20 protein-coding genes and 1 pseudogene are annotated in these 22,926 nt (G+C 67.2%); 10 read left to right on the forward strand and 11 right to left on the reverse strand.

Annotation, left to right across the window (positions count from 1 at the left end):
- Nucleotides 1-871: 871 nt before the first annotated feature.
- The 5 genes from CFP71_RS39185 (at nt 872) to CFP71_RS39205 (ending at nt 5,961) form a co-directional block, all read left to right on the forward strand.
- Nucleotides 872-1,627: a hypothetical protein gene (locus CFP71_RS39185; protein ID WP_244200000.1), complete on the forward strand. Its 756-nt coding sequence runs from the start codon at nt 872-874 to the stop codon at nt 1,625-1,627.
- Between the two features lie 71 nt (nt 1,628-1,698).
- Complete coding sequence (locus CFP71_RS39190; protein WP_093938943.1) at nt 1,699-3,423, forward strand: fatty acyl-AMP ligase; 1,725 nt, start codon at nt 1,699-1,701, stop codon at nt 3,421-3,423.
- Nucleotides 3,424-3,459: 36 nt separating this feature from the next.
- Nucleotides 3,460-3,738 carry an acyl carrier protein gene (locus CFP71_RS39195; protein WP_093938944.1) on the forward strand — a complete coding sequence of 93 codons (279 nt, stop codon included), beginning with the start codon at nt 3,460-3,462 and terminating at the stop codon, nt 3,736-3,738.
- Nucleotides 3,739-3,791: 53 nt separating this feature from the next.
- Nucleotides 3,792-4,568: a hypothetical protein gene (locus CFP71_RS39200; RefSeq protein WP_244200001.1), complete on the forward strand. Its 777-nt coding sequence runs from the start codon at nt 3,792-3,794 to the stop codon at nt 4,566-4,568.
- 403 nt (nt 4,569-4,971) lie between these two features.
- Complete coding sequence (locus tag CFP71_RS39205; RefSeq protein WP_093938946.1) at nt 4,972-5,961, forward strand: LLM class F420-dependent oxidoreductase; 990 nt, start codon at nt 4,972-4,974, stop codon at nt 5,959-5,961.
- 36 nt (nt 5,962-5,997) lie between these two features.
- Here CFP71_RS39205 and CFP71_RS45470 read toward each other — a convergent pair whose 3' ends face one another.
- Nucleotides 5,998-6,129, reverse strand: a complete 132-nt coding sequence (locus CFP71_RS45470; RefSeq protein WP_279629267.1) for a hypothetical protein — start codon at nt 6,127-6,129, stop codon at nt 5,998-6,000.
- A gap of 279 nt (nt 6,130-6,408) precedes the next feature.
- Here CFP71_RS45470 and CFP71_RS39210 point away from each other — a divergent pair.
- Nucleotides 6,409-7,949: pseudogene (locus CFP71_RS39210) on the forward strand (FAD-dependent oxidoreductase).
- 24 nt (nt 7,950-7,973) lie between these two features.
- Here the strand turns inward: CFP71_RS39210 and CFP71_RS39215 are convergent.
- On the reverse strand, nt 7,974-8,270 hold the full coding sequence (locus tag CFP71_RS39215) for a polyadenylate-binding domain-containing protein (RefSeq protein WP_167406436.1): 297 nt from the start codon (nt 8,268-8,270) through the stop codon (nt 7,974-7,976).
- A 318-nt stretch (nt 8,271-8,588) separates the two neighbouring features.
- On the opposite strand from CFP71_RS39215, the gene CFP71_RS44460 reads away from it, so the two are divergent.
- The 3 genes from CFP71_RS44460 (at nt 8,589) to CFP71_RS39225 (ending at nt 10,238) form a co-directional block, all read left to right on the forward strand.
- Nucleotides 8,589-8,753 (forward strand): hypothetical protein, encoded by a 165-nt coding sequence (locus tag CFP71_RS44460; RefSeq protein ID WP_167406434.1) that lies wholly within the window; start codon nt 8,589-8,591, stop codon nt 8,751-8,753.
- A gap of 103 nt (nt 8,754-8,856) precedes the next feature.
- Complete coding sequence (locus CFP71_RS39220) at nt 8,857-9,486, forward strand: 4a-hydroxytetrahydrobiopterin dehydratase (RefSeq protein ID WP_093938948.1); 630 nt, start codon at nt 8,857-8,859, stop codon at nt 9,484-9,486.
- A gap of 377 nt (nt 9,487-9,863) precedes the next feature.
- Nucleotides 9,864-10,238 (forward strand): hypothetical protein, encoded by a 375-nt coding sequence (locus CFP71_RS39225; protein ID WP_093938949.1) that lies wholly within the window; start codon nt 9,864-9,866, stop codon nt 10,236-10,238.
- Nucleotides 10,239-10,341: 103 nt separating this feature from the next.
- On the opposite strand, the gene CFP71_RS39230 is transcribed toward CFP71_RS39225, so the two are convergent.
- Nucleotides 10,342-10,656 carry a hypothetical protein gene (locus CFP71_RS39230; protein WP_093938950.1) on the reverse strand — a complete coding sequence of 105 codons (315 nt, stop codon included), beginning with the start codon at nt 10,654-10,656 and terminating at the stop codon, nt 10,342-10,344.
- Nucleotides 10,657-10,739: 83 nt separating this feature from the next.
- Nucleotides 10,740-13,736: a BTAD domain-containing putative transcriptional regulator gene (locus CFP71_RS39235; RefSeq protein ID WP_167406437.1), complete on the reverse strand. Its 2,997-nt coding sequence runs from the start codon at nt 13,734-13,736 to the stop codon at nt 10,740-10,742.
- A gap of 214 nt (nt 13,737-13,950) precedes the next feature.
- On the opposite strand from CFP71_RS39235, the gene CFP71_RS39240 reads away from it, so the two are divergent.
- Nucleotides 13,951-14,922: an ArsR/SmtB family transcription factor gene (locus tag CFP71_RS39240; RefSeq protein ID WP_093938952.1), complete on the forward strand. Its 972-nt coding sequence runs from the start codon at nt 13,951-13,953 to the stop codon at nt 14,920-14,922.
- Nucleotides 14,923-14,961: 39 nt separating this feature from the next.
- Here the strand turns inward: CFP71_RS39240 and CFP71_RS43870 are convergent, their stop codons facing one another.
- The 7 genes from CFP71_RS43870 to CFP71_RS39275 all read right to left on the reverse strand — a co-directional run bounded on the left by CFP71_RS43870 (nt 14,962) and on the right by CFP71_RS39275 (nt 22,910).
- Nucleotides 14,962-15,384 carry a hypothetical protein gene (locus CFP71_RS43870; protein WP_143267248.1) on the reverse strand — a complete coding sequence of 141 codons (423 nt, stop codon included), beginning with the start codon at nt 15,382-15,384 and terminating at the stop codon, nt 14,962-14,964.
- Nucleotides 15,385-15,525: 141 nt separating this feature from the next.
- The gene (locus CFP71_RS39250; RefSeq protein WP_093938954.1) at nt 15,526-16,845 is read right to left on the reverse strand and encodes an ATP-grasp domain-containing protein; all 1,320 of its coding nucleotides are present in this window, start codon (nt 16,843-16,845) and stop codon (nt 15,526-15,528) included.
- Nucleotides 16,846-16,865: 20 nt separating this feature from the next.
- Nucleotides 16,866-18,002 (reverse strand): saccharopine dehydrogenase family protein, encoded by a 1,137-nt coding sequence (locus CFP71_RS39255; protein ID WP_208636141.1) that lies wholly within the window; start codon nt 18,000-18,002, stop codon nt 16,866-16,868.
- Nucleotides 17,995-19,035, reverse strand: a complete 1,041-nt coding sequence (locus CFP71_RS39260; protein WP_093938955.1) for a saccharopine dehydrogenase — start codon at nt 19,033-19,035, stop codon at nt 17,995-17,997. Before CFP71_RS39260 ends, CFP71_RS39255 begins: the two co-directional genes overlap by 8 nt.
- Nucleotides 19,032-21,242: an iron-containing redox enzyme family protein gene (locus tag CFP71_RS39265; protein WP_093938956.1), complete on the reverse strand. Its 2,211-nt coding sequence runs from the start codon at nt 21,240-21,242 to the stop codon at nt 19,032-19,034. Before CFP71_RS39265 ends, CFP71_RS39260 begins: the two co-directional genes overlap by 4 nt.
- Complete coding sequence (locus CFP71_RS39270) at nt 21,232-22,155, reverse strand: beta-ketoacyl-[acyl-carrier-protein] synthase family protein (RefSeq protein WP_093938957.1); 924 nt, start codon at nt 22,153-22,155, stop codon at nt 21,232-21,234. The genes CFP71_RS39265 and CFP71_RS39270 overlap by 11 nt, the downstream gene beginning before the upstream one ends.
- Nucleotides 22,155-22,910 carry a thioesterase II family protein gene (locus CFP71_RS39275; protein WP_093938958.1) on the reverse strand — a complete coding sequence of 252 codons (756 nt, stop codon included), beginning with the start codon at nt 22,908-22,910 and terminating at the stop codon, nt 22,155-22,157. The genes CFP71_RS39270 and CFP71_RS39275 overlap by 1 nt, the downstream gene beginning before the upstream one ends.
- Between the last annotated feature and the right edge of the window lie 16 nt (nt 22,911-22,926).

The raw sequence follows: 22,926 nt of genomic DNA on the forward strand, positions 1-22,926 counted from the left end.
TAATGGTGGGACCTGTTCGGCGCGGCCGGGCCGAAGCTCGGCTTGGTCGGGGTCACCATGATCTCCGCGTTCGCCGCGTCGAACGTACCGAAGACATTGGGCTTGGACGACCACCCTGCCATCTAGAAGAACTGAACCCGCGACCGGGAGCAAACCTCGCGGGGCACGCACGCCGACGCTTCTCGCTCATTGCAGCCTTCCCGTCGGGCTCCGGACGCGATAAATGGTGCACACCTTCAACCTCGTTGACAATAAACGGATCCTTCGGTTCAATACCGACACACGGCTCGATCAGTCCTCGCCTTTCCAAGCACGGCTTCCTGGATTTACATCCGACTGTGGAGATCCGTCCACACTGTCGATGCTCGAGACTGCACTCGATCCAGGAATTGCGCCCGGCGCAAAAGCACACTGTGTCGCCGTGAAGCGGCCCGCGACGGGTCCGATCTGATGAAAACCGCCCGCGACAGGGAACGTGGGTAGTGTGCCGTTTGGCCGTTGGCTAGCATGGGATCGAGCGGCATTCGCGGCGGCAGTCCACCCCGGTATCTCCCGGAAGGGAGGCGTGTCCGAGCGGGCATCCTGACCGACAGCAGCTCAAGCACCATTCGGCAGCGTTGGCGCGGAGCTGCCCACGACGTTCTTTTACTCTGAAGTAAGAATACCGGAGTTCGCACCGAATAGGCAGACCTGTGTTCTGCAGAGCGCAAGTACCAGGATTCTTGGTGCGACTCAGGCGGCGGCCATCGTCAGGCGTCATTTCCGCATAACGCCGTGAAACAGGTTGTCCCAGATCGTTGTGCAGCAACCACCCCGAACACAAGGAGCAGTCATGTCCACGATCAGTCAGTCCCAGTCGCGCCGAGAAGCCGTGGAGGTCGCGCTGTGGCAGATGCCTTCTCCCGAGTCGGACGCCGCCACGATGGCCTTGATCTCGGACATTCAATCAGAGGACAACGACCAGGCGGTGGGAAACAAGGCGGGCGGAGACGGCAGTTCACTACCTGAACTGGGATCTCTTTCCAAGTTCGGCTCGTGGGAGTCCGTCGCCAGTACCATCGTGCACAAGGCCGTGACCCTCAGCAAGTTCAACCCGGGGAGCGCGACCTTCGATCCGGTCGCTTGGAACAACTTCCTCCACAAGTTCTCCACGATTCCGTTCTTCCTCACCTACACCTACGACAACCGTTCCGCGTCCATCAGCAAGATCTCCCTGGAAAAGGGGGTCAACGCGGTGTCGGACCTGGTCGAGAACATCATGACGCCGGAGAACTTCAAGGGCATCGTGACGACCATCAAGAAGATCGCCACACTGGCGCTTGAGAATGAAGGACAAAAGCAGAAGAACTCCAATCAGCAGGTCGGGGTCCTTTCGCGCCACAAGCAAACCCTCTACCTCGGGGCCGTCCGGACCGACGTGCAGATGGAGTACAAGTCGGGCAAGGGGTACGAGCAACTGCAGCAGGACATCAACGTCTACCGCGGCTACGGCGTCCTCGACTTCGAGAAGTGCAAGCGCAACGCCGAGACGCTGCTGAAGTGGGACGGGCAGGACGTGGACGACTGGGAGAAGGACACGGCCAGCGCCTCGAAGTCGCCCAACAACAGCCCTGCCTGGAACCAGTAGGCCGTTCGGTATTCGCTCGGCTCCCCGGGGGTGGCGGCGTCCCCGGGGAGCCCTACCCACGGGCAGGTCCCATGTGCGCCAAAGAAGCGCTGCGTTCCGAAACAGCGACGGCCTCGACCTTCATTCAGGTGCTCGCCGAGAATCTCGGCCACTCGGACGGTGGCTACACCTTCATCCAAGAGGACGGGCGCGAGCACTTCGTGAGCTGGTCGGAGCTGTCGCGTGAGGCATTCTGCCGGGGGCGCCGGCTACTGCGGAGCGGCTTGCGCAAGGGAGACCGCATCGCGCTCATTCTCCCCGAGGAACGGGAGTTCGTCTTCACCTTCCTGGGCGCGGTCTCGGTGGGTGTCGTCCCTGTCCCTCTGTACCCGCCCATGGGCTTCGGCAAGTTCGAGGCGTACTGCGAGGACGCCATCCACATCCTTCGCTCGGCGGGCGCCCGGGAGGTCTGGATGACCCGAGGACTGGCGGATCTGCTGGATCCGCTCCTCCGGGCGGTCGAAGGTCTGCGGGCGGTCGTCTCGGAAGAGTTCTTCGCCGAGCCCATGTCGGAGAGCGCGCCTCAGCCCGAGGCGATCCTTCCGGGGGACGTGATGTTCTTGCAATTCACCTCGGGAAGCACGGCCGCCCCCAAGGGGGTGCGGGTCACGCACGCCAGTGTTCTCGCGAACTGCGCGGCCATCATCGACGCCCTTCAACTGGAGGGTGGACGAGACCGGGGCGTGAGCTGGCTGCCCCTGTATCACGACATGGGCCTGGTCGGTTTCGTGCTGGCACCGCTCATCGCACGCTGCCCGGTGAGCTTCCTCCCGACGCTGTCCTTCGCGTTCTCACCGAGAATTTGGCTGGAAACCGTGAGCCGCCATCGAGCGACGGTGACCTTCGCGCCCAACTTCGGCCTGGCGCTGGCCGTCAAGCACACTTCGGCGGACGACTTCCAGCTGCTGGACCTGTCTTGCTTGCGGGTCGTGGGCTGTGGCGCCGAGCCCAACCACCCGGAAACACTGCGCTCCTTCGCGACGCACTTCGCGGCGGCGGGACTCCGGCCTGGGGTGGTGGCACCGTGCTACGGCATGGCGGAGGCGACGCTCGCGATCTCGCTGAGCGAGAACGGGGCCCCGTTCACCCCGGACGTCATCCAGAGGGAGCCCTACCACGCGAGCGGCCTCGCCGTGCCGGCCTCGAACGCTGAGCCCCCTGGGCCGCAGGCGGTGTTCGTGCCCTGCGGACGTCCCCTCGCGGGTCATCGAATCCTCATCGTGGACGACGAGGGGAACCTCCTCCCGGACCGGCACATCGGTGAGGTGGTCTTCCAGGGGCCGAGCGTGGCGGCGGGCTACCACGGTGACCCGGAGGCGACGCGACGGAGCTTCACGGCTGATGGCCTGCGTACAGGGGATTGCGGCTATTTGGCGGACGGCGTGCTTTACGTGACGGGCCGCAAGAAGGACCTGCTGATCGTCAACGGGCGAAACCACGACCCCCAGACGGTGGAGTGGGTGGCGGCCGAGGTGCCCGGACTCCGCAAGGGCAACGTGGTGGCCTTCACCCGGCCGGGTTTGGCCACTGAGGAGGTTGTGCTCGTCGCCGAACTCCGCACCGGGGACGCGTCCGCGGTGGCACGACAGGTCCGCGGCCACATCCAGACGAAGCTGTCCCTGCCCGTGGCCGAGATCCTCCTGTTGGCGCTGGGTGAGCTGCCCAAGACCTCCAGCGGCAAGGTGAAGCGAACCAAGACACGGCAGCAGTATCTCGACGGAGTGCTCCGCCGTGGAGCCCTCCATCAGGCGAACTGAACATCATCAACCACGCACTTTCGACGAGGAGCAGCCATGCAAACCCAGCTGATGACACCCCACGAGCGAGACCAGCTGCACTCGCTGATCCGCGAGAAGCTGGACCTCGGCGGTGCGGAGAAGATCGAGGACACCACGTTGGTGAGGGAGCTGCCGGGGGTCGACTCCATGAAGCTCCTCGGCCTCTTGGGCGCGGTCGAACTGGGCTTCCGGGTCAACTTGGGTTTCGAGGCCATCCCGCAGGTAAGAACCGTGCGGGACATCGAGCAACTGATCTGCGATTCGCGCGAGCAGTACGCCTCGCGCGTGTCCTGAGTCCGGAGGGCGACGTGCGGCCTCTGATTCAGGAGCAGATGCGACGAGAGGCGTTGGAGATCGCCATGTGGGCGGAGGGCAGGCAGGCGCTCTCGCAGGACGTGCTGGCGAAGCTGGGACTCCTCGGCCCCGACGGCCACGCGCTCGCCGAGGGAGACCAGGAGACGGGCGTCGGCAATGCCTACGAGGGAGACGGCAGTGGACTGCCCGCCCTGGGGCCGTTGGCATCGTTCGGCTCATGGCAATCCGTGGCCGCCACCATCCTGCGCAAGACCGGCGATTCCGCCGGTTTCGACCAGTCTTCCACCCTGTTTGGGATTCTCCGGTGGATAATCTTCGAACTCCAGTTCAAGACGATGCCGTTCCTCGCCAATATCGTCAGCGACAGCCGCAGCGTGTCCATCTCGTCCCTCTCCCTGTCTCCGGCCATCTCGGCGGTGACCAACCTGCTCGGAGGATTGGTGACACCGGTTGCGCTCAAGGGCATCATCGACTCCCTCAAGAAGATCGGCCAGCTGGCTGTCGAGAACAGGGGGCACGAAGAGAAGAACAGCAATGTGCAGCAAGGGGTCCTGACCGTAGTGAACGGGGAGGTGCGTCTTGGGCTGCTCCGCACCACGGTGTGGATGAAGTACCGGACAGGCAAGGGTTACCAGCAGCTCAATCAGCAGATCACCGTCAGCCGGCTGTTCGGAAGCCTCGACTACGACAAGTGCATCCGTAACGCCGACACGCTGCTGGCATGGGACGGGCAGGACGTGGATGGCTGGGTGAGGGGCGCGTCCAGCAGTCCTTATCCCCCTAACACCAGCCCAGCCTGGAACAGCTGAGTCACTCGGCGTCTCCCGCGCGAGCAGTCGGCGCTCACTGCGGAAGGTGCCCGCAGAGCGACGCCGATGGCGTGCTTGGCTGCCTCTGTGCTGAAGAAGCTCTGCCGTTCGCGCCGCTGATCTGTGTCACCACGGCCTCGGTGGCTGTCTCGGGTGCCGCCGTCGCCGCGAACAGAGCGCTCGTAAGCGTGCCCGCCGCCCACCCGGGCCTTGCCAAACCTGACCTCCTGCTGGTACTTCCCTTCCTGATCTGGACTGAGAAGACCGAACAAGGCCACGGCCCGGTCCGCGCCGGGCCCGGAAACAGCCGGCGTTCGCCCGAAAGATCAGCGACCGAGTGCGTCCGGCTGGAACCCCGGACAACGTGCTGCATTGCGGGGTCCGCCAGGCTAGGTTGAGGATCATGCGCTTCGGACTCTTCGTCCCGCAGGGCTGGCGGCTGGACCTGACCGGCATCGAGCCTGTGGACCACTGGAAAACCATGCTCGGCATCGCGAAACACGCGGAGGCGGGCCCCTTCGAATCGATCTGGGTCTACGACCACTTCCACACGGTGCCGGAGCCGACCGAGGAAGCCACCCACGAGGCGTGGTCACTGATGGCGGCCTTCGCCGCGGCCACCGAAACCATCCGGCTCGGGCAGATGTGCACCTGCATGGGCTACCGCAACCCGGCGTACCTGGCGAAAGTCGCCGCGACCACCGATATCATCTCCGGCGGGCGCGTCGAGATGGGTATCGGCGCCGGCTGGTACGAACACGAATGGCGGGCTTACGGCTACGGCTTCCCGAGCGCCGGCGAGCGGCTCGCCCAGCTCGACGAAGGCGTCCGGATCATGCGGGACCTGTGGACCACCGGAAAGTCCACGCTGGAAGGCGAGCACTACCGCACCGACGGCGCGATCCTGCGCCCGCTACCGCTGCAGGACGGCGGGATCCCCCTGTGGATCGCCGGTGGCGGCGAGAAGAAGACCCTGCGGATCGCCGCGCGATTCGCGAAATACACCAACTTCGCCGCCGATACCGAGACCTTCACCCGGAAGTCGGAGATCCTGGCCGAGCACTGCGAGGACGTCGGCACGGACTTCGGCGCGATCGTGCGCTCGGCCAACTACAACGGCGTCATCGCCGAGACCGAGAAAGAGGTCCAGGACAAGCTGGCCTGGCTCAAGGACCACTACGCGAAGCACGCGTCACCGGAGGCGGCCGAGCGCGCGTACTCGGTCTTCACCGCCGGGGTGGGCATCGGTACACCCGAGCAGGTCGCCGAGCGACTGGCCAAGCTGGAAGCACTCGGCATGACCTACGCGATCTTCAACTTCCCCGAAGCCGCGTACGACCGCTCCAGCATCGACCTCTTCGCCAAGCACGTCGTCCCGGCGCTGAACATCTAGAGCCTTACGACGAGGGTGGGAGAACGGTAGTGGTGGTTAACGCGGTCGGCGCTTCCGCATCTTGAAGGCCACCACGCCCGCCACGGCGAGGACAGCCACGGTCAACCACACCGCGGTCGGCACACCGGAAAACAGGCCGGCGGCAGTCACCAGGGATCCGATCAACATGAGTGGTGCTCCTTCGATGGTCGCTATCGCGACGGTTTGACCGTTGATGACGACGCTACGAACACCGCCCCGGGTGTGTCGTCGGTTCGCGGGAGGAACCGCGGTGGAGATTTCCCAGGCAGATGTCCACCCCCTCTCCACCTCCAGCACCAGGACACCCTGCCCGGAAACCGGTTAGCGTCACCGCCGATCGCTTCAGTGGCCGCACAGGACCGGGGAGGGTGTGATGGCGAGCATGCATGCCGCATCGACGTCGGCAATGCGCCAGGACGGTGCCCGGTGACCGACGTCCTGATCGCGGGCGCCGGACCCACCGGGCTCACGCTGGCCATCGAGCTGGCCCGCCGGGGCGTCGACGTGCGCATCGTCGACCGAGCCGGCGAGCACTTCCCCGGTTCGCGCGGCAAGGGGCTCACCGCACGCACCCAGGAGGTGCTGGACGACCTCGGCGTCGCCGAAGAGGTGCTGCACTACGGGTTCCGGCACCTGCCACACCGGCGGTACCTCGACGGCGACCTGATCGCCGAGGCCGACCCGCACGCCCTGCGGGCACCCACACCGGATCGCCCCTACGACGGCGGGCTGCTGATCCGCAGTGGCGGATCGAGCGGATCCTGCGCGCGCGGCTCGCCGAGGACGGCGTGCGGGTGGAACTGGCCGCAGGCCTCGCCGGGTTCAGCCAGTCCGCGAACGGTGTGCACGCGGTGCTGGATACCGGCGAGCGGGTGGCCGCGCGCTACCTGGTCGGCTGCGACGGCGGCCGCAGCACCGTGCGCAAGGCACTCGGCGTGCGCTTCGAGGGCGAGAGCGGGGAGCGGGCCATGCTGCTCGGGGACGTCGAGGTCGACGGGCTCGAACCGGACGCCTGGTACCAGTGGACCGTTCGCCGGCGCGGGTTCCAGGCCCTGTGCCCGTTCCGCCACGAGCGGTCGTGGCAACTGCAGGCCGTACCGTTCGGCGACTTCGGCGCGGAGGGAGGCCTCCCCGAACCGTCGCTGCCGTACTTCCGGCGGATCGTGGACGATCTCGCCGGCGGGCACGGCATCCGGCTCACGAAGGCAAGCTGGCTGTCCACGTACCGGGTGAACGTGCGGATGGCCGACAGGTTCAAAGTGGGCCGGGTATTGCTGGCCGGCGACGCGGCGCATGTGCATCCGCCTGCCGGCGGCCTCGGCATGAACACCGGCATCCAGGACGCGTACAACCTGGGCTGGAAGCTCGCCATGGTGTGTTCCGGCGTGCGGGAGTCGCTGCTGGACAGCTACCAGGAGGAGCGGCTCCCGGTCGCCTCGTGGACGCTCGGCGTGAGTGCCGAGGGGCTGCGCAGGGTCGCGGAGCGGTTCGTCAACGGTGGCAGCACGGACATCGCGGATGGCGCGCCCCCGGATGGCCAGCAGCTCGAACTCGGCTACCCGGCCAGCTCACTGTCCGTCGACGGCGACGCCGGGAACGGACCGCGTGCCGGTGATCGGGCCCCCGACGCGCCCTGTGTGGACAGCTCCGGTACGCCACGGCGGCTGTTCGACGCCCTCCGGGGCTCCCATTTCACCCTGCTCGGCTTCGGCGAGTCCTGCGCCGGACCGCTGCAGGACGCCGGCACCGTCCACCGTGGACTCATCAAGCCGGTGTCGGTCGGCGCGCCGGGCAGTGGTGCCGATCTGGTGGACGTCGAAGGGCACGCGCGGACCGCGTACGGCGTCACCGGGGACACCCTCGTCCTGGTGCGGCCTGACGGCTACCTGGCGCTGCGCGCGCCCGGCGGGAGCAGAACTGCCGTGCGGGACTACCTGGACCGGGTCGGAGTCAGCCGGAGCGCTTGACCGTGGCGGCGATGATGTGGCCTGTCAGTCGTCGCTACGTCGTACTCGTCCGGTTTCGTCTCGGAGCGCGAGTTCGGATGTCGCTTCTTCCACCTTCTGTTCGAGTCGCGCGTCGTTCTCGAGAAGGGTGAGCAATTCGGCGTCGCTCAGCTCAAGCAGCAACACGGTGATGTGCACCGCCAGGATGGGCTGGTGGTTCTGCACTCGCGGAAGTAAAGCCTGACCGAGCCGGGCCTTCCTCTGCTCAGGGCTCAACCCGGCGAGCGCTTCCGCGTTCACTTCGGAGGGCGGCACGGTCAGCTCGGCCGGGTAGGCGCACACCACACCGCGACCCGGCTCATCGACACATCAGTCATCGCGCTACCGCCTTCTTCGCTCATACCGCCGGCATACCCACTCCCCTGCCGGCCGAACCCCGGATCAGGAGGGAAACCTCGTGCCGCGCGGCACTGCCAGGCCGCCGGGGATAAGGCGAAAGGCCTCGCCCTTCAGCCCCTTACCTCGCCTGATCAGGGAATGAGCGAGGGTAAGGGGTCAAGTCAGGTGCGTCTCTAGGTGATCACCCGATGCTCCAGGGCACCCCTCAGGACGACTCTGATCACTACCAACGAGACACAGAGTTCCTGAAGGGACATGACCGTGATCAACAGCAACGACGTCCTTCTCACCGGCGTGCTGGCCGAGGTCGACTACCGTGCCGAGCAGATGCTCAAGGCGGGTCGCAACGCCTGGATCGACCGAGCACGCCGCGCGGGTAAACGACTCCGCGCACACCGCGCCCAGACCCGGGCGACACTCCACTAGCGCCGCGCCCTCACGCAGCCTGCCGGGGCTCGTGGGGCTTCACCGCGACACACTTACGCCTGTCCATTCTCGCCACCCTAGAGAACAAGGTCCACGAAGCTTGATGAAGCACCAGCAGATCCTCGACGCCCGGCTGGGCGATTGGCGAAAGCTCATCCGGGCCCTCCACGCGCGGTTCCTCACCGGCGACTTCGCCAAGGGACTCGCGTTCGTCACCGCCGTCGGCGAGGCCGCCGAACGCGCCGGCCACCACCCCGACGTCAACCTGACGTACTCCTTCGTAGACCTGAAGCTGATCAGCCACGACGTCGCCCGGATCACCCAGCGCGACATCGACCTTGCCCGGCAGATCAGCGAAATCGCCCGCGCGCAAGGGATCGAATCCGACCCGGGCGGACTCGCCGAGCTCGAACTCGCACTGGACTCCGCCGACCTCGCCGCCGCCGGCCCGTTCTGGGCAGCCTTGCTCGCAGGCGGGTTCACCGGCGATGACGTCGTCGATCCCGGCGGACGGCTGCCCTCGCTCTGGTTTCAGCACACCGACGCGCACGAGACTCCACGCCAGCGTTTCCACCTCGACCTGTGGCTACCGCACGACATCGCCCAAGAACGCATCGCGGCCGCGGTCGCCGCAGGCGGACAAGTGGTCTACGACGACGAAGCCCCTGCCTTCGTCGTCCTCTCCGATCCCGAAGGCAACAAAGCCTGCGTGTGCACGTTCCTCAATCGCTGAACCACGTCGCGACCCGGGCGCCTACGGCTCGATATCGAAGGCTCAAGTGCTCTGCCATGCGGCGAACGCCGTTGTGAAATCAACGGCGGCGACGCTCGTTACATCGGTCTTAGCTGCTTCGGCAAGCGATTCGCACAGGCGACGCCGACTCACGTTTTACCGACAACTTAATCATCTTGACCACGTCGATCCGGTTTGAATAGCGTGATTCTGCGCCTGACTTGGAGGTCAGACCAGGTTTCAACCGCGATCCCATCGACAGCCGCCGCGTTTGCCCACTGGGAGCAGACAGCCGGACGGCCTGGGACAGCAAGGCTTCCGACACCGACTGTTTCCAGATCTGGCTCTCATCACCACGCTGACGAGGAAAGGTGAGCATGTTGAACAAGCTTCGTTACGGCGCCGCGCTGGCCGCCATGGGTCTGGCGACCACGATCGGGACGCCCGCCACCGCGCAGGCAGCGTCGACACTTGTCGCCGAGCGACACTGCGCGGCGGCGGCCTGGTGTGACGTCGGCTTCTACAGCTACGGCGGCCCATTGGTGATCGAGTCCGATGTCTCGGGCGGCGCCAACGTGGCCATCAAGTCCTACATCAGTTCATCGGATTGCTTCCGGTACGGGATGGTGAACGACGCACCACTGAACTGGGCCTGCCAGTCGCCTGGCTATGGCGACCGATACGCCCTCGTCGGCCTCGCCGACGAAAATGGCGCCTGGCAGAGTATGTACATCAAGGTCTACCGGGTTTGAATCTTCTGGTTTCCTCGGAGGGGCGGACGATCGCAGCGATCGTCCGCCCTTGCCCATTTCCCCAGTCGTCATTCTTCACATAAAACGACCACTCGGTGAACGGTCAGCATTCGCGGGCGGCGTGAAACCGGGCCTCGCCGTAGTCGGCGTTGGGTTCGTAACCGGGGTAGGCCTTCCAGGTGCCGATGTTGGATTCCAGGCACCACACCCGGTCGGTGGTGTTGGACCAGCTGCGGATGCGGTAGTTGCCGATACTGATGCCGCTCCAGCCGTTGCTGCAGGTTGTGGACCCGCCGTAGTTCGGTGCCGTGTGTACGCAGAGCTCCGGCCGTGGCGCCGCGACGGCGGTGGGGGCGAGCGCGGTCGCGGCCGTCGCCGCGGCCGCGACCGCCAGGGCGGTCAAGCTCATCTTCGTCACGTCTTCTCCTTCGTTGATGTCGGAAGAACGAAGATCAGTAGCCCACGAAGCGGCGTCCTTGGACAAGACGGTTCAGCCTTCGCTTAAATGGTTGCAACGCAAAGGAAGCGCGATGGCGAGCAGAGGCCGCGGTTGCGCAGCAGGGAGCGGATATCCCTGGCCGCGGGATGACCGATCCGGTCGAACTCCGCGAGAGCGTCGTGCCAGTACTTCTGGGCGGTGGTTGCTTCGCCGGCGGAGTCCGACAGATGCCCGATGGCGCGCAGGGTCGCCGCTCTGCCCTCGATGTCCCCGATTTCGGTGCGAATGGACAGAGCTCGACGGAAGCCGTCCATGGCGTCGTCGTACCGGCTCGCGTGGTGGTGGAGCCGACTCAGATTGTGCAGGGCCAGCGCCTCGAGGTGCTTGTCATCGAGTTCCACACTCAACTTCAGTGCTTCGAGAAGTCGTTCCTGCGCGATCCCTGTCATGCCGAGGTCCGCGGCGACGTATCCCAGGTTGCACAACGCCTTCGCCTGCCCGACAGCGAACCTTGTTCGGTCGCACAGCTTCACTGATTGCTCCAGGACGGTGATCGCTCGGTGCGATCTCCCCGCGTGGTGGAGGACCATGCCGAGGCAGTCGAGAGCCGCTGCCCGCCCGGCAGGGATGTCCAACTCGTGGAACAGGCGTTCGGCACGACGCAGATGCCTTCTTGCCATGAGTGGGTCGTGTCCACTGCAGCGATACGCGGCTCCGAGGCTGTAGTGCATGGCCGCTTCGGCGGTCTTGTCTCCAGCACGCTGGGCCGCGGTCAGCGCCGCCGCGGCCATGGAACTCCAGGTGGCGACATCATAGTTACGCCAAAGATGGCCGCGGAGGACATCGGTCAGCTGCCACGAGAGCTCCTGCGGCCCCTGTTCGGCCGTGTGCAGGACCGAAGCGGCCAGGTTGCCGTGTTCGGCCGCGAGCCAGTCCTTCGGCGCGACGTCGCCTTCCTCGGCGGAGCGGCCTGTCTCGGGCAAAGAGCAAAAACGCAGCATGCCTGGATATGCCTGTTCGGTGATCCTTGCCGCCGTGCGCAAGTAGTAGTCCGCAAGCCGTCGTCGTGCGGAGGAGCGTTCTTCCTCGCTGTCCACCTCGACGCAAAGCTGGGCCGCGTACAGGCGAAGCAGATCGTGGATCTGGTATCGGTCTGGAACGCGACGGTGAACCAGATGGTTCTCGGTGAGCCGCTCGACGAGCTGCACCGTGCCTTCCACGGTGTCCCCTGCCAGCGCGGCCAGCGCCGCGATGCTCACATCAGCCGAAGGAATGAGACCGAGCAGGCGAAACAGACGGGCGGAGTCCCGGTCCAGTGTCGCGTAAGAGAGGTCGAACGCCGCTTGAACCGCCACACCTTCGGTCCGGCCGACAGTCAGCTCGGCGAGACGGTTGCCGGTGCGGAGCGCGGCCACGTAGCCCTCGAGGCTGCCGAGGGCCTCGCGTGCGAGGTTCGCCGCGGCGATCTTCAGCGCCAAGGGCAGGCGTGCGCACAGCTCGCTCAGCTCGACAAGAGCCGGGGTTTCCGGGCTCCGGCCCGACAATCGGGCGAGCAGCGCGATGGCATCACCTTCGTCGAGCACATCCAGCTCGACGAACCTCGCGTCGGTGTGCAGTCCGAGGGCGGACAGGTCGTTGCGGCTGGTCACCGCCACCACACTGCGAGCATTGGCGGGCAGGACCGGAAGGACTTGCTCCCAGCCAGTCACGTTGTCCAGCACGAGAAGTACCTCGCGGTCGGCAAGCAGGGAACGCAGCAAGCCCGCACGCGCGTCGACATCGAGCGGGACCGAATCGGAATCGACGCCGAGACCGGTGAGGAACGCGGTCAGCGCGTCGCCCGCCGTCCGGGGAACGGCGTTCGAATAGCCATGAAGGTCGTAGTGCAGCTGCCCGTCAGGAAACCGGCCACTGACCCGATGTGCCCAGTGAATCGCGAGCGCCGTCTTCCCGACACCCGCCGAGCCGGTGATGACGACGACGCGCGCGGCGCGGTGGGAATCGAGTGCCGACACCAGAAAGGCGTCGAGATCCGCCAGTTGCCGGTCCCGGCCCAGGAAGACAGGACTTTCCGGTGGCAGCTGTTCCGGCGCCGGCCGTGTCCCGCCGCGGCCTGGTCTCGGACGGATCGGCTCGAGACAGCGCAGATAGGCGCTACGCAGCTCGGGTCCGGGGTCGACACCGAGGAGTTCGCCGAGCCTGCCGCTGATCTCATGGAACAAGCGCACGGCGGCCTCTCGTTGTCCCGTGGCCGCCAGCGCGTCGATGATTCGCGCGTTGACACCCTCGTGTAGTGGTTCCGCCGCCGCGGCCTGACGTAACCGCGGCAGGGCATCCTGATGACGACCGCCTGCGAAGGCGAGATCGGTATAGGACAGCACGACGGTTATCCACCGCTGTGTCAGGGCGACGATGACCGGAAGCTGCTGAATCTCCGCCCCGAGATCGGCCAGCACAGCGCCACGCCACAATGAGAGGGCTTCGCGGTATTCGGACTCGGCCGCGACGAGCAGGCCGGTCCCGTGCAAGGTACCGGCGTCGGCCACGCGGACAGCGAACTCCAGAATGTCGCTCTGCGTGGACTCCAGGACAAGCTGATACCCGGTGCCGCTCCTGAGCAGTCGCGTGCCCGCCCCGCCCGGCCCCAAGAGTCGCCGGAGCCGGGACACGTACGTCTGGATCAGGTTTCTGTACGTCGAGGGCACGTTCTCCGCCCACAAGACATCGACGATGTCGGACTGCGCGACCGGCTCGTTCGCTCGCAGGGTCAGCAGGCCGAGCAGTCGGCGCAACATCGGCGCACCCACCTCGACCCGGTGCTCGCCATCATGAACCGTCAATGGGCCGAGGACGTCGATCCGCAGTACCGCCACGGCGGCTATCTCGGCGTCTGAAAGACCCGTGGCATCGAGGAGTTTCCGCACGGACCGACGTTGTGGTCTGCCGCCCGACTCGCGTTCTATGTCCCGCAGCGTACGCACACTGATGCCGGCCTTGTGTGCCAGTTCGTATTGGGTGACTCCCGTACGTGCCCGATAGGCGCGCAGCGCTTTTCCCAAAGTCATGACGCCCCCCAGCGTTCGTTCTTGGCCACCTATCACCAAAATACCGCGCCGTGGTCGCCGAACTACCCCTTTTTCTGCCGGTCACCGGCGATTTCTGCCGGTGACGACCTTTTTCTCCTGGTCAGCGCGGTAGCGCGGCTCAAGAATCGCACCATGCCCGCGGACCGGGGCCCTGCTTAGGCTGGATCGACGAACACTTGGGGGTCTTGTGTTGCGCATCCACTTTTCGGCGGCCGATGTGCTGGGAACGAGGATTTCGGCCGCGCCCGATCCGCTGTGGGAACTTCTCCTGAGCCTGCACGCAGCGCAAACAGTCGGAATCGCCGGGACGCTCCGTGCGTGGCGCACGGCGGTACGCGGGAAACTCGCACCGTCGGCCGCCCTGCTGTGGCCCTTGGCGCGGCCAGTGGGCTACTCACCGGATTTCCTGACGCCGACAGCAGGGGAAACGGACCTCGGTACAGGTCTGGACCAGCTTGTGGCGACATCGACCACGAAACTCCGGGCCGACCTTTCGCTGCTGGCCAAGAGAACGCGCCTGACGTCCTGGATGACCGATCTGGCCGATGGCCGGAGCGCCGCACTCGACCGGCTGCGCGCCGCGTTGGAGGCATACCACGCGGCCGCGATCGAGCCCTTCTCCGAGGTCATCAGGCAAGCGGTCGGGATGGATCGTGAGCGGAGAGCCGCGACCGCGGTCGCGAAAGGGCTGGGATGCATGTTGACGACTCTGCACCCGGACATTCGCTGGGATGACGGTGTCCTGGAAGTCGCCTATCCGGTGGAGCAGGAAGTACGCCTGGACGGGCGAGGGCTGACATTGGTGCCCTCGTTCTTCTGCCAACCGGGCCCCATCACGCTGTTGACGCAGACCGAACGGCCTGTGCTGGTGTATCCCGTTGATCGAGAACTCGCCTTCGGCGCTCTCCGCGGCCACGCGCGTCTCGACCGGTCGCTGGCCGCGTTGCTGGGCAAGACCCGAGCACGTGTCCTGTACGCCATCGCGGCGACGGCGCCGATCACGACAACGGATCTCGCCCGGGCGGTCGGAGTCTCCGCCGCCGGGGTCAGCCAGCACACCGCCGTGCTCAGGGAAGCCGGGCTCATCACCACGGTTCGGGATCGTGGCTACGCGGTTCACCACGTCTCGGTGCGAGGCCGGTCGTTGCTGATCGGGTAGGGGTGTCCGGGCAGCCGTGCCGCCAGGACACCCCGTCGCTCACTCGATCCGGATGCAGGCGTACTCGCCCATGTACGGCTTGTCGTCTCCCGGCTTCACCGCGACACACAAGTCCGAACCAGGCTTGAAATAGCCGTTTCCGGAACCGAAATACCAGTCGACGTACGGATTCGGCCCACAACCGGCCCGCTGCTCGTTCTCCCAATGGTGGTCACCGGAGTCACGGCCGAAGAGCTTGAAAGTCACACCGCAATACCAACCCGGAGGAAGAACGGTGTAGACCCCCTGCGCGCGGTCGACGTGGTTGCCCACCCCGGCGACGTTGATACACAGTTCGTGCGCGGCTCCAGGACCGCCGGTGAAGGTACAGCCGTGTGCGTCTTGGGTTCCGATTTCGCCCGCTGTCGCCGTAGCGGCATTGCTCACCAGCAAGGCGGCTCCGGCAGCGAGCGTTGCCGCCACGGCTCGCACCTTTCGCAAACTTCCCGATTTCACGAATCACTCCAATTCATTGTTGCCCGATGAATTGGAGAGTAGAGGGGGCACGCGACCGTTTCCCAAGATTTCAGGCCTACCTGAAATCGTTTGCCTATCGACGGAGTGTCAGTCAGGTACGACGTCGATCGAGATGGCGGCGCGCGCCCGCTTCTCCAGTTCGTCCAGGTCACCAGGCGTGGCCGCGTCGATGAAGAAGCTGACGGACCGATCATCGGAACTGGCCAGTGGCACCAGTTTCGTTCCCCGTGGCTGGTGTACCAGGACCGCGCGCAGGGTCGGGGCGTCGTCCGGGGCGCCGGGCAGGATGTCCGGCCACACGCCGCTGGCGCCGATCCACACAGGTTTGACCTCCGGCCACTCGACGGTGACGTCGACCAGTTTCCCGGGCACATGCTCGAGGTAGACCTGCCGGGCGTAGCGGGTCGGACGCGGATATGAGGCGCGTTCGCCGAGGGCGATGCGAATGATCTCCGGTTCCAGCGGGGCGCCGGTGGCCAGGTGATAGAGCACCAGAAGACCGTCGCCGGGGGTGCGGCCGGCGATCTCCATCAGCCTGGGCACCCCGTCCTGCCCGACGCGCCATTCTGAGTGCGCGATGCCGTCGGCGAACGCCAGGGTGCCGAGCAGCGCCCGGTTGGCGTCGAGGACGGCATTGCGGACTCCCTCGTCGGCGGCGGGAACGCTGTGCGCGAGTTCGACGAACGTCCGGGCGTGCGAGTCGGTGGTTTCCTTGCCGGTGACCGAGGCGAAGATTATCTCTCCGCGCTGTACGAGGCTTTCCACCGAATACTCCGGGCCGTCCACCTTGACCTCGACCAGGACGACCTCGTGGGCGGGATACCCGGCGAGGCGGCGGCGCAGCTCTTCCTCACCGTGCACGGTCTCGACCCCGGAGCTGGACGCGCGGCCCGCTGGTTTGACCACCGCCGGATAGGTGACGCCGGACAGATCGGCGGTTTCCCGGTCTCCGGCGGGGATGGTCAGTGACGGCGGGCTGAGCTCGGGCGCGTACCAGCGTTGCAGGAACTTGCTACGGCAGGCGCGGCTGGCACGCAGGCCGGGCGACGGGACGCCGAGTGCGTCGCAGAGCAGTCCGGTCGGCTCGGCCAGGTAGTCCCCGACGGCGTAGGCGCCCACGATGTCGTACTTGGTCCGCCACGCGGTGGCCTGTGCGATCGCCCCGGCGAGAAAGGCGCCCTGCACGGTGAAATCGCCCGAGACATAGCCGATCTCGGTGATCTGCGAGGCCGGGTTGTCCGGGTCGCCGATCGCGGCTGTCGCCTGCTCGCGGTAGGACTGCGCGGTGATCACCAGGACCCGCAGGCCACGCCGGGTCACCTCGTCGAGATAGAGCGGGTTGCGCCGGATCACCGGGAACGAGCCGGTGAGGATGACGGCGCCGGGCTTACCGGTCCGCTGGGTCATGCTGTCTCCTCTGGTCGGTCTCAGCTGTCGGTGCCGGTGACGCGGATCGGAAGGCCCCAGGAGGCGAGCTTCTCGATCCACTGCCTAGCGGTGACCGGATCGGGGGCGCCTTGAACGAGCCCGGCCGGGAGAGCTCCGTCGAGAAGCTCGCCGATGCCCAGGGCGAGCGGAACGGAAACGCACCGGGCCATGGCGCTGGCGCCGGGCTCGCCGGTGAGGTCCAGCGAATACCGGCCGGACCAGGTTCGGCCGTCCTCGCCGCGGACGGACAGTTCGACCGCGAGCACCACCCGGTCCCGGTCTTCCGCACGCGTCGGGTAGCGGGCGGCGAGTTCCCCCGCGAGCTCGGTGATCCGGTCGGGGTCGCCCTCACGCAGCTCGGTGAACACCTCCTCCCAGGCGTCGAGCCAGCCGTCCAGGCGGAGGGTTCCACGGACGAAGGTGTCCAGCTGCCAGCTCTCCGGCACTCCGTACTGGCGGATGTAGGGCAGGCTGTCCCGGTTGGGGTAGACCTCGAACCGTTCCCCGTCGAGATCGAGCGGCCGCGCTACCTCCCATGGGCGGTCCGCGATGTGCTTGTCGCCGGCCTCGACGTAGTGCGCCGGTGTGAGCAAGGCGGTCAGCACACCGCGGGGTGCCCAGCTGAACCGGTACCGGAACTCGTTGGGCTCGGCGGGCACGCCGCCGCAGTAGGAGGTGAACGCGGCGGTGGCTCTCGTGCCGGGTCCCAGTGCCCGCGACGCCCGTTCGACCAGGACGTCGGCGAAGAGGTGGTCGATTCCCGGGTCCAGTCCGATTTCGGTGAGGACCGTGAGCCCGGCCGCGGCCGCCTCCTCGGCCCTGTTCCGGATCTCGTCCGAGGCGTAGCTGCTGCAGGCGAAGTGGGCGCCGTTGTCCAGGCAGAGACGCAGCAGCAGCGGATGTTCGGTGCCCGGCAGCATCGAGACGACGACGTCTCCCTCGGTGATTTCCGCGGCCAGGGCTTCCGGGGTGAAGCACCGGGGTTCGCCTGCCGCGCCGAGACGAGCGAGGCAGGCGGCCGCTTTGGCTTCGGTGCGGCCCCAGAGCACGACGTGCGTCCGCTCGGCCAGGGCGGTGAGACCGGGCCCGGTGGACAGGCCGGTGCCGACCCAGTGCACGGTCGGTGTGTCAGGCATGGTCTTCCTTCCGATGGAGGTCATGGGAAGCGCAGGCGGCGGTGAACGCGGCTTCGGCGCGGCGCCAGACGCCGGAATCGTCGAGGACGGCCAGATGCGGCGCCAGATCCGCGGCGAAGTCCACGGTCGCCTCACGCGGCACCAGAGAGGGAAGATTGTCGATCGCGATCACGTCTAGTCCGTCCCGCTGGAGCACCGGGTCCTGCCAGGTGGTGGTCCGGTCGTAGATCGGCAGGGTGTGGCACGGCGATCCGACATCGCAGGTGACGTCGGCGATCACGGACAGCCGTCGGGGGCGCCGGAGCGTCTCGGTGGTCACGAACGGGGGGATCGGCCCTGTGGCGAGGACCGCGTTGACGAGGACGTCGTGGTCGAGCAAGGCCGCGACGTCGAGGTTCTCGGTCTCCGCGAGATCCCAGCGGGTCACTTCCGCGCCCGCCGCGACGAGCGCGTCCCCGGCCCCGCTTCCGCAGCGGCCGAGTGCCCCGATGACCAAGGCTCGCAGAGGTTCCGCGTTCTCGGCGAGAGCCTTGTCGAGTTCTCCGCGGGTGGTCGGCGTCAAGGGCTCGACCAGAGCACCGCGGTGACGCAGGACGGCGAGCGCGGCGCCGACGTAGCCCGCCCAGTACCCGAAAGCGGCGACCCGGCGTCCTCGCTCGTCGACGAGGCTTTCCAGGTCCAGCAGTGTCCCGCCGCCCTCGGTGAATCTGCGCAGCAGGTTCACCGAGCCAGGCTGGTCCTTGTAGGCGTGCCCGAAGAAGATGTGCCGGTGCCGCAAGAGGTGGGGCCGGTCGGGCAGTTCCTTCAGGCCCACCACGTACACGTCTTCCGGGGCGTCCGGCCAGCTCCCCGGCGGGACCAGCGCACAGCCCGCCGCCGCGTACTCCTCGTCGCCGAACACCCGTCGCGACGAGCGCTCCACGCTGATGGCGACGCCCTCGCGGATCAGCTTCCCCGCCGTTTCCGGGGACAGCGGCGCGCGCCGTTCGGTCGGGCGGGACTCGTCGCGCATCAGCAACGTCAACTCGGTCACAACACCAGCTCCGCACTGTCGTCTTCGGTGGATCCGGCCACCGCGACGTCACGAAGCAACGGCTGTTCGAGGAAGTAGGCGAAAGAGGCGTACCCACGCCAGATCCGGTGCCACTCCCCCGCCACAACCGCTTCGCCGCTGGTGCGCCGCACCCGGTCCAGGTAGGCGACGATGATATCGGCGGCCTGCTTGGCGTGCCCCGCGGAGAAGTTGTCGATGGTCAGGTGTGCCTGCTCGTAGCAGTCGTCGAAACCGTGGTGGCGCAGCTTCTGGATCTCGTGCAGCCGCATCTCGCCGGAGCCGAACATCTCGATCGCCAGGTTGTAGCCGAGGATCTCGTTGTAGAACCGGTCGGGGAACAGGCACATCGACAGTTGCTGCAACGCGAAGCCGTACATGTCGTCGGGCAGCTCGTCCTGGTCGGCGAACTCCTCGGTGCGGATGTGCGGCAGGTCCCGGCCCTGGCTGACCATCGCGCGACGGGTCAGGGTGAGATGGTTCTTGCGCAGGTCCCCGTTGCCCATCTCGTCGGCGTGGATGCGGAACAGCATCCCGTCGCTTTCCCGTTCCCGGCGGCCCAGCCTGCCGACGCGGTGCAACCAGGCGCCATCGATCAGGTAGGTCAGCTGGTAGGTGCTCTGCCGGAACAGAACTTCCTCCACGTCCGGGACCTCGCTCAGCGGCTCGTACGGGTCCACCAGCTTCTCCCAGTAGATCTTCTCCGCTCGCGCGTAGAGCGCGTCGGCGTCGTACTCGAAGAAGCTCGCGTCGGTGTAGCGGCCGCCCGCGCCGTGTTCGAACAGCACCTGCGCGTCGGCGAAGCAACGCTCCGCGCGCTCGATGGCTACCGGCAGCGTGTTGGCGTGGTTCTCGATGTTGACCAGACGGTGGAAAAGGTCGCGTTCGTCGGCCGGCGGCGAGTCGTCGAACACCACGTCGCCGGGAGCGGCCTCGGCGAACGCGGCCGACCATCGGGCGGCGAGTTCGTCGCCGACGGTGTTGAGGCGCACCGTGATCGACGGCCGGTCACCCTTGTGCACTGTGGCGACCCAGTCGGCGAGCACCTCGGCTTCGGCTTCGTCGAAGATGCCGAACATCGGCCCTCCGAACCGGGTCGCGGCGAGGAACCAGCAGTCGCCGTCGTCGCGCTCCGCCAGATACGGCGAGTCCCGGAATTCGGTGAGGAACGCGGCGAGCGCGTCGGGTTCCGCGCCACCGGCGGCCCGGCCGAATCCGGCGAACACGTCCACCAGGTGCCGGTCACCCAGCGAGACCCCGCCGTGCTGCCGACCGGCCAGCGGCGCGTGCCGGGAGATCACTTCGGCGACTCGTGACTCCAGCGTCTGGGTACGACGGAACTCGGCGAGTTCGGTGAGCAGCCGCACGTGCTCGCGTTCGCACGACAGTGTCACCGCGACCGCCGCCAGCACCCGCTCGCGATCCTCCGGGCTCGCCTGGGCGGCGTATTCGGCGAGCAGGTCATCGAGATCACCGGCCGGGATCGGCGGCGGAGTACCCAGCAACCGATCGTCGACTCCCAGCCGGTGGAAGGCGTGATGCAGGCCGACGACCTCGGGCAGGAAGTTGCCCGGCAGCACCGCGAGCGAAAGCGGGAGACAGGCGAGCAGGATCGTCGCGGGGCGGGCACCCGCACGGTCGAGAAAATCGGCGGCGGCGACGTCCGGCAACGCCGCCCCCGCGTCTTCCAGTGCCCGCGCCCGGTGGTGCTGCGCGGATGCGAGGGGATCGCCGCCCCCTGCCAGGTCGAAGTGATGGGCGAACAAGCGGTTCACCACGACGGCGGGCTGGGTGGCGGGCTGCGAGACGGCGTCGAGCCAGCAGCCGTCGAGCAGAGCGATCACCCCACGCTGGCGGAGGAGATCGGCGCGGATCCCCGGTTCGGCGGCGGAGAGGGATTCCAGCGCGGAGGCGAGGTCCGCACGGGCCCGGTCGATCAGCTCGCTGACCGCGCCGGGCAAGTCACCGACCTGTTCGTGAGCGTGGCCGAGGAAGGCGTGCAGGACACGGCGGGCGAGGAGCAGGGTCGCCTCGGATTCGCGTTCCTGCAGAAGCGTGCGGAACATCTCGCGCGGGCCGGCGGCGATGATCGCGTCGACGGCGCCGTCGGTGCCGGGAGTGAAGTGGAACGGCCGGCGGGGCAGGGAAGTCGTGGTGTCGTCGGGGACGAGGGTCGGCTCAACGGCCATCGATCGCTCCTTCCGGTGTGCGGACCAGGACCCCGATCCGGGAGCCGGGCACGCTGGAGGCCAGCAGGTAGTGCCCGCCGGGGCGGACGCGGCCCGCCGTTTCGCGGTCGGCGAGATTGATCAGCGGGTCGGCGGCGAAGCAGTGCCCGACGCGGCTGATGTTCGTTGTGTCGAGCTGGCGGGGGCCGAAACCCGCTTGGCGTTCCTTCATCACCAGCAGCGGCAGGAAGATGTTGCTGTGCAGCAGCGCGTCCAGCTCACCGACGTCGATCCCCCTGGCACCGAGGAGTTGCTCGTTGACCCGTTTGGCGAGGTCGGAGCTGATCTCGGACGACCAGTCCAGCGACGCCGTCTCGTGGGCGGACGAGCACCCGAGGACTTCGTAGGCGCCGCCGTCGGCGTCGACCAGGCAGGCGGCGCCACCGTCGCTGAACAGCGCGTAGCCGGTGATCCGGGTGTCTTCGTCGAACACCCGGTCCGCCGTGACGACGAGGACGCGCCGGAACCGTCCGGCGGCGACCAGCGCGGTGGCGACGTCCAGCCCGGACAGCAGGTTGACGCACCGGCCCATGCTCGTGCCGTAGACGGGGATGTCACCGAGGCCGAGCCGGGTCAGCACGCCCCGGATGAACGTGCCGTGTCCCTCCGGCGGTCCCGGCAGGTAGGTCGAGCAGAGCACCAGGGCCTCGACCGTTCCCGGGTCCGTACCACCGGCGCGCAGGGCTTCCGTGCCCGCGTCGACGGCGAGGTCGTCGAGTCCGCGTTCGGTGCGGAACACGCTCCCCCAGCCCCACAAGGCGGGTTCGAGAGCGAGCCCGTACTGCTCCGCCTTGGTCTCCAGGCCGGGCAGGTCCGCGTGGTCGATCTCCTGCTCGCCCAGAACGTAGCGAGGTTCGCCGAGGTAGACCGGCATCAGATCACCTCCACGTGCGTCTCGGATTCGGCGTGCGCGCTCAGCACCGCCACGACCGGGCCCGGGTCGGGATCGAAGTAGAAATGGCCACCGGGGACTCGGATGTGCTCCGGCGGCCCGGCGCATTCGCTGTCCCACGGGGCGATCTGCGCGGAGCCGACGTGCGGATCCTCGGTGCCGACGATGATCGAGACGCCGATCTCCAGCGGTGGCGCCGTCCGGTAGCGGTAACCCACGGCCAGCTCGAAATCGGCTTTGAGCCCGGGAAGCAGCAGAGCAAGGACGTCCTCGTCCGCGACGGCGTCGGGCGGGAACTGGCCGAAGAACACCAGCGCCTCGGCGAATTCGGCGCCGTCCAGCCCGGCGATGCCGAGCACCCGCTCCGACGGCAGCAGCGAGGGGGCGGAGATCCCGGACGCGGTCAGATGACCGATCGCGGGCACGTCCCGCAGCCTGCGGGCGACCTCGAAAGCCAGCAACCCGCCGAAACTGTGGCCGAACAGCTGAGCCGGTCGCGGATCCCGCTCGACCTCATCGGCGATCGCCTCGGCGATCCGGTCGGCGAGCTCGTCGAACCCCGGCAGTGGTTCGTGCGCGCGGTGCGCCTTGCCCGGAGGACAAACCGCGACGACGTCGGCGTGGCCGTCGAGCAGCGGCTGCCAATCCAGGTAGGTACGCGGGTCTCCACCGGCGTAGGGGAAGCAGAAGACCCTGGCGGGGCGATCACCGCCGCGGGTGAGGAACCAGTCGGGCACCGGGTGTCTCCTCTCG

This window comes from Amycolatopsis thailandensis, assembly GCF_002234405.1.
GTDB lineage: Bacteria > Actinomycetota > Actinomycetes > Mycobacteriales > Pseudonocardiaceae > Amycolatopsis > Amycolatopsis thailandensis.